At 39.7% G+C, this 10,315-nt stretch carries 10 protein-coding genes and 1 tRNA gene; all 11 read right to left on the minus strand.

Features of this window, described 5'->3' with window-relative positions; translation table 11 throughout:
- Positions 1-59 precede the first annotated feature (59 nt).
- Positions 60-788, minus strand: coding sequence for an ABC transporter ATP-binding protein (locus ACESNQ_RS08110; protein WP_373076054.1), 729 nt, complete (start codon positions 786-788; stop codon positions 60-62).
- Positions 788-1,795: an ABC transporter substrate-binding protein gene (locus ACESNQ_RS08115; protein WP_373076056.1), complete on the minus strand. Its 1,008-nt coding sequence runs from the start codon at positions 1,793-1,795 to the stop codon at positions 788-790. Before ACESNQ_RS08115 ends, ACESNQ_RS08110 begins: the two co-directional genes overlap by 1 nt.
- A 36-nt stretch (positions 1,796-1,831) precedes the next feature.
- Positions 1,832-2,590 carry an ABC transporter permease gene (locus ACESNQ_RS08120; protein WP_373076058.1) on the minus strand — a complete coding sequence of 253 codons (759 nt, stop codon included), beginning with the start codon at positions 2,588-2,590 and terminating at the stop codon, positions 1,832-1,834.
- Positions 2,553-2,843, minus strand: coding sequence for a thiamine-binding protein (locus ACESNQ_RS08125; protein ID WP_373076060.1), 291 nt, complete (start codon positions 2,841-2,843; stop codon positions 2,553-2,555). The genes ACESNQ_RS08120 and ACESNQ_RS08125 overlap by 38 nt, the downstream gene beginning before the upstream one ends.
- Positions 2,844-3,099: 256 nt before the next feature.
- Positions 3,100-4,632 carry a cardiolipin synthase gene (cls, locus tag ACESNQ_RS08130; RefSeq protein ID WP_373076062.1) on the minus strand — a complete coding sequence of 511 codons (1,533 nt, stop codon included), beginning with the start codon at positions 4,630-4,632 and terminating at the stop codon, positions 3,100-3,102.
- Between the two features lie 171 nt (positions 4,633-4,803).
- Positions 4,804-5,748, minus strand: coding sequence for a 3-oxoacyl-[acyl-carrier-protein] synthase III C-terminal domain-containing protein (locus ACESNQ_RS08135; protein WP_373076064.1), 945 nt, complete (start codon positions 5,746-5,748; stop codon positions 4,804-4,806).
- 14 nt (positions 5,749-5,762) lie between these two features.
- On the minus strand, positions 5,763-7,025 hold the full coding sequence (locus ACESNQ_RS08140; RefSeq protein WP_373076066.1) for a F390 synthetase-related protein: 1,263 nt from the start codon (positions 7,023-7,025) through the stop codon (positions 5,763-5,765).
- Positions 7,003-7,818, minus strand: coding sequence for an MBL fold metallo-hydrolase (locus ACESNQ_RS08145; protein WP_373076068.1), 816 nt, complete (start codon positions 7,816-7,818; stop codon positions 7,003-7,005). Before ACESNQ_RS08145 ends, ACESNQ_RS08140 begins: the two co-directional genes overlap by 23 nt.
- Positions 7,793-8,773: an NAD-dependent epimerase/dehydratase family protein gene (locus ACESNQ_RS08150; RefSeq protein WP_373076070.1), complete on the minus strand. Its 981-nt coding sequence runs from the start codon at positions 8,771-8,773 to the stop codon at positions 7,793-7,795. Before ACESNQ_RS08150 ends, ACESNQ_RS08145 begins: the two co-directional genes overlap by 26 nt.
- On the minus strand, positions 8,770-10,044 hold the full coding sequence (locus ACESNQ_RS08155; RefSeq protein ID WP_373076072.1) for a glycosyltransferase: 1,275 nt from the start codon (positions 10,042-10,044) through the stop codon (positions 8,770-8,772). The genes ACESNQ_RS08150 and ACESNQ_RS08155 overlap by 4 nt, the downstream gene beginning before the upstream one ends.
- Positions 10,045-10,241: 197 nt before the next feature.
- Positions 10,242-10,315, minus strand: a tRNA-Pro gene (locus ACESNQ_RS08160).

Below are 10,315 nucleotides of genomic sequence, written 5' to 3' on the forward strand. Positions count from 1 at the left end.
CGGTATCATTAATAGTGTACAGAAGTTTTTTGTAGTTTAAGTTGTTTTCAGTTCTTTATCTATAGTTCCAAGCCCAATTCTTCTAAAATCTGGCGTTTATAGGCAATTTTTTGAACTTCCTTGTCTTCGCCTTCAGACCAGTCTAGTTTGATTTCAGAGACAATCTGCCCAGGACGATTTTTCAAGATATAGATGCGGTCGCTGAGATTGAGGGCTTCCTCAATACTATGCGTAATGATGAGTGTTGTCAGGCCTAGCTGTTTATGAATCTCCAAATACCAGGCATGAAGTTCCATCTTGGTCATCTCATCCAAGGCGCTGAAAGCCTCATCTAAGAGAAAGAGCTTGTGCCCGAAAAGGTAGGTACGCAGCAAGGCCACACGTTGCCGCATCCCTCCACTCAATTCATGAGGATACTTGTCCCTTACGGCTGTCAACTGGAAGGTCGCAAGGATTTCATCCGCTCGAGCAATGGCTTCTGTCTTGTCAACCTTTTGGATCAAAAGGGGCAAAATGATATTGCCAAGAACGGTCTTATGTTCTAGGAGTAAATCCTTTTGGAGCATATAACTCACGCGCCCCTTGGGATTTTCCTCGCCATCAAGCACAATTCTACCTGACTGGACTTCTAAAATCCCTGCAATCAGGTTAAAGAGAGTGGTCTTGCCTACACCACTGGGCCCTAGGATAGAGACCACTTCACCTGAAGTTACCTGTAGGTTAATATCCTCTAAAATCTTTTCATCATCGTAGGCATAACTTACGTGTTCTAGTCTAATTTCTGTCATTATTTTACAAATTCGTTGGTAAATCCTTTATCAGTCAAGTCTTCCTTGAGGATACCATTTTCTTTATCCCATTTGTAGAAGGCATTCCAGCGGTCAGCATCAAACTGTCCCCATTTTTCCTTGTCACTTGCATATTCTTTTGACAAGTATTTTTGAGATTCGATGACAAAATCACGTTTATCCTTTAACTCAGGTGCATTTTTGATGAGGATATCAGCCGCTTCTTCTGGGTGATCCATAGCGTATTGGTAACCTTTTTTAATAGCTTGGATGACTTTACGAGCTTCTTCTTTGTTGTCTTTTAGATAGTCGTTGTTTGCGATGATAACTGGTGAGTAGTAGTCAAATTCTTTAACGTAGTCTTTCAAATACATAAAGTTAGCATCTACACCTTGAGATTTAGCAAGAATACCGTCCCAACCATAGTAAATCCAGGCAGCATCAAAAACGCCATTGGCAATCGGTGTAATCGAGTTTGAGTCGTTATTTGGTACTTTTTCAACCTTGTCAAAGTCTCCACCTTGAGATTCTACTAAGGTTTTCAACATAGCAAGCTCAGTTGGGTCATTCCAAGTTCCGTATTTCTTACCTACCAAATCTTTAGGACTATTGATATTGTCAGACTTACGAGAGATGATCCCTGATGTATTGTGCTCAACGATCGCTGCAACGGCAGTAATACCTGCCCCTTTTTCCAATTTCTTAGCCATGTAATCTTGGAAATAAATAGCAAGCGGTGCTTTGCCATTGATTACCAAGTCAGATGAACTTTCTTCTGGTGGCAATTTCAAATCAACATCCACTCCAACTTCTTTGAAATAACCTTTTTCTTTGGCTACATAAAGCCCTGTATGGTTGGTATTGGGTGTCCAGTCTAGGATAAAGTCAATTTTTTTGAGTTCTGCTTCTTTGTTATCCTTAGAAGCTGTTCCTTGACCACAAGCCACAAGCACGACAGTTAGAAGAGCTGTTACAATCGTTAAAAACACTTTCCATGTTTTCTTCATTTATATTTCCTCTTTTCTTTTTACAAAACGCTTCTTTTAAGCACGTTTCCATTTAATCACATATTTTTCACTGATATCAACTAGCTTCATACCCAGAAGACTGATCAGTGATACCAGAATAATAATCGCGAACATGGTATCATACTGAAACAGTTTTTTGGACTGAATCATGTAGACACCTAGTCCTTCAAAGCCTCCCAACCACTCAGATACCACTGTTGTGATAAAGGCGTAGGAGACGCTAACCCTAAGTCCTGCATAAAAGTAAGGCAGGCTGACAGGGATTTTAAAATGCCACAGAATTTGCCAAGGATTGGCTCGCATCAGACTAAACAAGGTCAGCATATCCTTATCACAATGCCTAAATCCATCTAGAATACTGACGATAATAGGGAAGGTTGTCGTCAAGATAATCAAGACAATCTTGGGCAAGATTCCATACCCCAACCATAAAACTAGGATAGGGGCTATGGCAATTGTCGGTATGGTCTGGACAACTACCATCATGGGGTAAATCAAGTCATTGAGCCAACTCAAGCTATCCATAAGGACGGCCATAATACAGGCTATCAAGACACCCAAGACCAAACCTAATAAGGCTACTCTCAAGGTTGCCCAACTATGGTACCAGAGAAATTCTCTGTCACGAACAAAAGACTGGAGAATCTCAAGTGGTGTCGGCAGGATGAACTTTGGTAAGAGTTTCAAGAATCCCGCCATCTGCCAAACGGATAAGACACCTAAAAATCCTAACAGACTAATATGCCGTCTCATTATACTTTTCAAGTTTCTCATCGATGCTTAAAATCTCTCCTACATTTATTTTCACATTGGCAAAAACATTGTCTGCTCCTTGCCCCGCCACTTCTAACGTTTCTTTGAGAATGCGCATAAGCTCATCAAACTCTCCCTCTAAAACTGTTTCAAATGGTGTCACCACCATGGTCACTTCTTGAGCTTGCAGATAAGCAATGACCTTATCAATTACAGCTATGCGGTCAATCCCCTGTGACAGTGGCAGGACTTGTAAAGCAATGCTTGCTTTCATTCAAACCTCCTTTTAATTTACAGTTTTTCTTTATGGAAAAAGAAAAACCTCTTTCATATATGAAAAAGGTGCAATATTAGGCCAAGTATTCGTTCCCTACGCTGGCATTACCCAGATCAGGTGCGGTCGAAGTTTAACACTTCCTCTCAGACTGTAAACAGACTCCCATATATTATATGGACATATGATAACGAAAAATAAATAAGATGTCAAGGAAACTGCTTACAGAAACAGAGACGAAAAACGTCTCTTTCAATTAAAGCATAGGTGCAAATAACTGTGTTATTTCTTTAATCATCATTTGATACCAGGTAGGATTTATAGTATCCGAGAAGATTTCTTGTGACACTTCAAAAATCCCTTCAAAATCTTTGCGAATATCTGCTATTGACTCTGTTTTGTAGAGTAGTACTGCATTTTCATAGTGGTGAACCAAGCTACGATAATCCAAGTTAATAGTGCCGACAGCCGCGAATCGATCATCAACAATCATTTGCTTACTATGGATAAAACCAGGTGTGTATTCAAAAATGCGAACACCCGCAGATAAAAGATCTGGATAAGCTCCCCGTGTTACAAGTTGAATGAGTTTTTTATCCGGTATATGGGGCGTGACTATTCTCACATCTACGCCTCGCATCGCCGCATTTTTTATATCCTCTGTCAAATCATAATCGATAATGAGATAAGGCGTTGTGATATAGACAAAATCTTCTGCTTGGTTAATCAGATTTTGATAAACAATCTTCCCTACCTTAGTCTTATAGATCGGCTTAGGTCCACTGCCGTATGGGATACAAAGACCGCTACCAAATCGTGTCTGATTTTCCAAATGATACTGATCAAAGTCAGTGATTTCCCCACGGTTGATGTACCAGTTCATGAGAAATAGTCTGGTAAATGCTTGAGTCGCCGGACCATCAATCCGAATCCCACTATCTTTCCAGTGTCCAAAACGTTCAATATGATTGATATATTCGTCTGCAAGGTTGATTCCTCCAGTATAGGAAATTTGTCCATCAATCACTAATATTTTCCGGTGGTCACGGTTATTATAGGCCACTGTCATACGAGGAATCACCTTATTAAATTTATGAGCATCAATCCCTTTAGAACGCAAATGAACAGTATAATCCCCAGGCAAAGTCACCATACAACCGATATCGTCATAGAGCATCTTGACTTCGACTCCCTGAGCTGCCTTTTCTTCCAGAACTTCGAGTATGCTATCCCACATCAAACCTTCGTCGACAATGTAGTATTCTAGAAAAATAAATTTTTCTGCTCTTTTAAGATCCTCCAGCATCTGTTGCCACATTTCCTCACCACTTGCGAAAAATTGTGAATCTGTCTGGTCATAGACTTCTGCATTACTATCCATATGTAGCAAGGCATTGATAATTCCGTAAGCTGGTTTGTCTGTCTCTTGTAGTTGCAAATGGAGTTGGCGCCCATTATTCTCATGAAATGCAATAGAATTCAATTCCTGGAGTTGTTTCAGTTCTTTTTTTGATAGTCTTCTCTCACCGAACATGAGATAAAGCAGTGGACCAAACACCGGTACAAAGGTCACAATCAACCAAGTCACTTTGCTTTCAGGTGACATCGAACGATTGACAATCGCTATAACGGTTGCTACGCTAATCAAAAATACAAGAGTCACCCAAATAATCGGAGCAATCTGGCTCATGTAAAGAATAATTCCGAAAACAAGAACTAATTCTATAAGGATAATCGCAATACTAAAACCATACTTGGACATTAATAAGCGAAATTTTCTGATTCCCATATCTCCCTCTCAATTTCTAAGTAAACTCCCTAATATACTGTCTGAAAATGCTTGTTACCTACTAGTATACTTAGTTTCGTAAAAGTTATCAAGCTTTTTCTGTATAGGCCGATAGTTTTACGTTTGAAATTAATTTAAAAAGCAGGCCACTTATAGGTGCCTGCTATTATTTTACAATTTCAAAACCAACATATTGACCGTCATACCAGCTGCAGTTCCCATCAAGAAGATGGTATCTCCTTCTTTCACATATCCGTGATCGAGTGCATAGGCTAAACCAAAAGGTACCGCAACGGAGACCATATTTCCATAATCCGTAACGAGATTAAGGTACTTGTCTTCATCTACACCCAGTTTTCCCATGACCAAAGGAAGAGCGCGACTAGCTTGGTGGGGAATAATATAGTCTACAGCATCTTTAGAAATACCAGATTTCTCTTGGAATTCTTGGAACATTTCTGGGATGACACGAGCAGAAAGTAAGAGAATTTTCTTGCCTTTCATATCAAACATAAAATTTGTCTTGGTCTCTTCAGAGTACTCTTTTGGCTGATAAGAAGTTAAGCCTCCACGAATCTCTGTATCGTGAGCCCCCTCTGACCAAGTACGTTGAAGACTAGCGATAACTCCTTTGTCCTTATCACTTGATTGGAAAATAAAGGCAGCCGCTCCATCACTAAAGAGTTCATAACTTTCTTTTTGCTTTGGATTAAGACCCAAGCTACCAACTTCACTGGATACAATCAAAACACGACGGTATTCTCCAGCTTCAATCAAATGTGACATGGTTGATAAAGCTGAAATAAAACTTGTACAAGTCGTATTAATATCCATAGCTGGGATAGAGAGCCCTTTTGCCACACGTTCATGAATCAAAGCTGCCGTACAAGGAATCGGCTGAACACCAACCGCACTAGCTGATACCAGGCAATCAATATCTTTCATACTCAAATTTGCATTTTTAAGTGCAGCTTGGATAGCTGCTTCTGCCAAATCTAGTTGCGTTTCCTCATTTTCAACCACACGATGACGGGTCTGGTCTTTAAATTGTACCGTATTTTTTGGAAGGCAGACTCCATAACCTGCAATTTCTACATGTCTTTTTACTTCTGTCATAATTTTTTGTCCTTTCATAAACGTTGGATACGTTTGAGCTTACGACTTGTATCCCAGTGATAATCTGAAAATTGTATTTCAGGTTCTTTAAACTCTTTTTGTTGCGCCAAAAGTCGAAACTGCTCTGTAATCGCTGTTTCTACTTGCTCATCTCTTCGACTCAAACAAACTTCCACTAGCTTCTCAGAATGTTGTTTAACTTGGTAATCTCCAACATTCTCCACAAAGAGAATGCAACGTCTGATAAAGTCAGGATAAATCGTTACCTGACCTCCATCTTGGCCATCGAAATAGAAGATGTCGTCAGAACGCCCTTCGACCTTGTCAATCCTTGTGTAATGAGACCCGCATGGACAAGGTTCAGGATTCTCAACCAAGATATCGTTGAGCTGGTAGCGATAAACAGGCTGACTGCTCCGCTTAAAATCAGTAATGACTGGATAAAAACGTCGGTCATCCAAGTAGTGTTTTTCCACAAAAATGATGTCTTCATTGAGATGAAGATTCCCAGCAGAGCAAGTACAAGCTAGGAAACCTTCTGTTGCTTGATATACTTGGTCAATAATTGGCAACTCAAAAGCGCTCAAAATTCGCTCTTTATCACTATCTTCTAATATTTCTGCCACTGAGACGATTTTTTGCGGCTGAATCTTAAGCTCTCCTGCTTTTAGACGCTTGCTCAATTCAATCAACATAGAAGCAGGTGCCACTACAATAGTCGGTTGATAATTGTTGAGACGCTCGATATGATCATCTGTATTCTTGAAAATATCAAAGTACTCTAAACGAATAAGTGCCGTATTGATGGTCTGATAGAGTTCATTATCCGCTCTGAGGAAAAAGGCTATGCGGTGCCCAAAAAGTTGGCCTTTGGGCAACATCTTTGCCAAGATAGCTGCTGCCCACATACTTCTCTCTTTTTCAGTTGTGATAAAGAGTCCCCGGTGTCCAGATGTTCCAGAAGACAACCCAACAGCTATTTCTCCCTTAAGCTCTGTAAAATTCCTGGTCTTTTCACTTTCGATAGCCAAAGCCAAGGCCTCGTCTCGATCCACTCCTTGGGTGTTGAGCTCATTGAAATGCGTCATCATAAAAGCCTTATCCATATGGTCAAAGTCACTAGGTACACCATTTTTAAAATAAGGCGACTCACGTTCGAGAAAGTCCATATAGGCAGCCAGCTGTTTTTTCTGATAGTTTTCTAATGCTTCTCGAGATCTAAAGTTATGAAGCCAGCGAGTTTGGATAAAAGTTTTAAGAAAGGTTACTTTTTTCATACAAAATCTGCTCAATCCTTTCTACAGGGTCATGGCTAACTAGCACTTCTATTCCATCCTTTAAAACCTCTTCCAAGAGCTCCGTTCCTTTGATATAGTCATCCTTACTATCTTGCACCAAGGAAGGAATCAGATGCATCTGTTTGGTGTAAGGTAAGAGGTCTATTCCCCAACAAAGATCTGCTGCGATAAAGAGATCATAGTCTGGAATAAAGAGACAGGCTTGGCCCTTAGCATGCCCATCTATCGAAGCTACAAGGATACTTCCATCTCCAAAAAGATCGATGGTAGGGCGATACTTAAAGTTAGCATTTTGCTGATTTGCCTTGATGATAGTCAATCTTTCCTCGAAGTCACTCGGCAAAAATTCTTTAAAAATTAAATCCTTTAGTTTTGGTTTCTTGTAAACATCATAGACTTCCTGGGTCAGGATAAAGTTTGCATTCGGAAAGAAGCTTGCTCCTCCCAAATGATCTGGATGTAGATGAGACAACAAGACATCGTTAATTTCTTCTGGCTTGATCCCTATAGCTTTCAGCAAGTGCAAAATCTGATCTTTCTCCGTCATTTGAACTGGCGTCCCCAAACGGTAAAAAGCATAACGAAGTTTCGTCTTAATATCATAGTGATAGCCAGTATCATAGAGCAAATATCCTTTATCCCTGTGTTTGATCAAAAAGACACCTGCAGGGAAAGTCATCTTTCTATTCTTGACACCCTTAAAAAGCAAACCGGCATAACTCGTACAATATCCCGCTGGGAAATACTCAATGCTTTCGATAATCTTGGACATATTGTTCAATCCCTTCTGAAATACTAATTTTCGGATGATACCCCAATTCCCTCTCAGCCTTGCTAATATCCAGCGTTTGACTATAGCGAAGCAGATAATAGGTATATCGAGTTAGAGGTGGCTCCCCTTTAAGGTTCAAGGTCTTGTATATAAATTCTAAACTGCTTGCAATTCCTGATAAGAGAGATGCTGGAATTTTTCTATATTTGATTGGATAACCCAGACCTGTCAAACTTTCCTCTAGCAAATCTCTAAAAGACCTCGGTTCACCATTAGTAATGTTATAAACTTCACCTTTAGCTTCTGGAGCTTCTATGGCCAAACGGATTGCCAGAGCAACATTTTCCACACAAGTCATGTCCATGAGCTGACGCCCATCTCCAATCAAAGGAATTCCAAGTTTTTGACTCAGATTGATAACCCGTGGCAAGATGCTAGTGTCCCCAATCCCAAACAGCCCCCGAGGTCTCAAGATGATACTCGGAACATCTGGATAATCTTTAAAAAGTTTCTCTGAAGCCAATTTGCTACGGATATAGTTATTAAGATTATTTTCCTCTGGAGCATCACTTTCTTTGATAGCCAACTGATCCTTAGGAGCAGCATAGATGCTTGGTGAGGATACATAGACTAAACGTTGAATACCTGTTTGACGACATACCTCGAGAACATATTTAGTTCCTAAAACATTAGCCTGATAAAAATCTTCCCAAGGGCCCCAAACTGTTGACAGTGCTCCCGCATGAACGACCAGATCCATCCCCTTGCAAGCCTCTAGCACATCATCAGCTTTGGTCAAATCACCCTGAAAAAAACTAACCGAAGAATTCTCTAAAGAGCGACCAATCTTACTGTTTCTACCAAAAGCTCGAACCTGATAGCCATGCTGGACTAATTCTTCTACGACATATTTACCCAAGAAACCTGTCGCTCCAGTTATTAAAACTGTTTTCATTTTCCCCTCTCCTTATCTTCTAGCAGACGATGGATTTCTCTCTCTAACATTTCCGTCGGATGATAAGACTGTGCTGCTTGGCGCAAAGTCTCTAATTCTGGCCAATTTTCTTTAGCTAACAGCTCCTCAAAGGCTTGTCCAATGGCCTTACTGCTATCTCTTTTAGCTGAGAAAGCAACACCGGCTTCAACCCCACGAATGGCATAATCAAATTGGTCATAATCATGAGGCAGAATCAAAGCTGGTTTACCATAAATGATACATTGATAAAAAATCCCAGCTCCCCCGTGATGAATCACGTAATCCATCTGGGGAATGTACTCCTTATAAGGTAGATAAGAAACTACGGAAAGGTTCTCCATGAGATTTTCACATTGGAAGGCCTCTCCACCTACACCACGAGTTACAAAAAAGTGACAATCAGGATGAGCTTTTGCAAGTTGCGTAGCTTGATAAATAAGATTTTCTTTTGCCCAAGCTAGTTGTGTCCCACAAGTCATCAAAACTTTCTTTCGCTCCATAAAAGGAGACAAATCTAAAGGATAATCCTCTCCTGCCTCAACTGACGCACCAGAAGGGCCAACCCACTTGTAGTGTTTTGGAAATCCCTTTTTTAATTCTACTTCTTTCATACCAATACCAAGAATTGAATATGGAGAATATATGGTCTCATGACCGAGTTGATTATACAATTTAAAATGATATCTTTTTAAGCGATCACGAAGCAGAAAAGATACAATTCGTTTCACTAAACGAGTTGCTTTTCTGCCTAAAAATTGTACTGAAACTTGCCAGCCATTCTTGGGACTTCCCATTCCACCAATTAGACAAGGCGGGCCATCAGTAGTCTCTAAAACAAATTGTGTAGCCATGGTGGTTATCCAAGGAATTCCAAGTTGATTAGCTACTAAACCTCCAGACAAGGTTATAAAATCAGCAATGACGATATCAGGGCGATCCTTTTGCCACTCTTCCAATAATTGATCTGAAACTAGATTAATTAAATCAATACTAGAAGAAAGTTGTTGATAAGCTGACAATATCCCTAATTGCTGATCATTATTAGCAGCCCGTTCAAAATTCTCAATGTGATTTTCTAGTATTGGAACTACATGAAAACCTACAAACTCAGCAACGGCTTTTCTTTGAGGACCAGTGAATAAGCGAATATCATACCGAGGGTTATTAAGTAAGGGTATTAATAAATTCATTGTTGGGTACAAATGACCACTTAAAGGAACAACTACAACATCAATTTTGATTCTTTTCATATGCCTAGGATATCAAATTTTAAAAAAAAGAACTATCGATAAGATAATTCTTTACACATTTATTAGTTTTGACATAAAAAGGTAACAAAACATTTAAGAAAATGCAATGTGAAATTTCAGATAGTAATAATCATAATCAAAATCAAATATAAAAATAAAAAAAAAAAGGCAATTGCCTCAATTTAAGTATTGACCAATCGGGAAGACAGGATTCGAACCTGCGACACCTTGGTCCCAAACCAAGTACTCTACCAAGCTGAGCTACTTCCCG

Origin of the sequence: Streptococcus infantis (assembly GCF_964243025.1) — a bacterium.
Taxonomy (GTDB): Bacteria; Bacillota; Bacilli; order Lactobacillales; family Streptococcaceae; genus Streptococcus; species Streptococcus infantis_N.

Excerpts from the sequence above, each read along its gene's own strand:
- ACESNQ_RS08150 (WP_373076070.1), bottom strand. The coding sequence starts at position 8,773 with ATGAAAACAGTTTTAATAACTGGAGCGACAGGTTTCTTGGGTAAATAT.
- ACESNQ_RS08145 (WP_373076068.1), bottom strand. The coding sequence starts at position 7,818 with ATGTCCAAGATTATCGAAAGCATTGAGTATTTCCCAGCGGGATATTGT.
- ACESNQ_RS08120 (WP_373076058.1), bottom strand. The coding sequence starts at position 2,590 with ATGAGAAACTTGAAAAGTATAATGAGACGGCATATTAGTCTGTTAGGA.
- cls (WP_373076062.1), bottom strand. The coding sequence starts at position 4,632 with ATGGGAATCAGAAAATTTCGCTTATTAATGTCCAAGTATGGTTTTAGT.
- ACESNQ_RS08140 (WP_373076066.1), bottom strand. The coding sequence starts at position 7,025 with ATGAAAAAAGTAACCTTTCTTAAAACTTTTATCCAAACTCGCTGGCTT.
- ACESNQ_RS08115 (WP_373076056.1), bottom strand. The coding sequence starts at position 1,795 with ATGAAGAAAACATGGAAAGTGTTTTTAACGATTGTAACAGCTCTTCTA.
- ACESNQ_RS08135 (WP_373076064.1), bottom strand. The coding sequence starts at position 5,748 with ATGACAGAAGTAAAAAGACATGTAGAAATTGCAGGTTATGGAGTCTGC.
- ACESNQ_RS08125 (WP_373076060.1), bottom strand. The coding sequence starts at position 2,843 with ATGAAAGCAAGCATTGCTTTACAAGTCCTGCCACTGTCACAGGGGATT.
- ACESNQ_RS08110 (WP_373076054.1), bottom strand. The coding sequence starts at position 788 with ATGACAGAAATTAGACTAGAACACGTAAGTTATGCCTACGATGATGAA.
- ACESNQ_RS08155 (WP_373076072.1), bottom strand. The coding sequence starts at position 10,044 with ATGAAAAGAATCAAAATTGATGTTGTAGTTGTTCCTTTAAGTGGTCAT.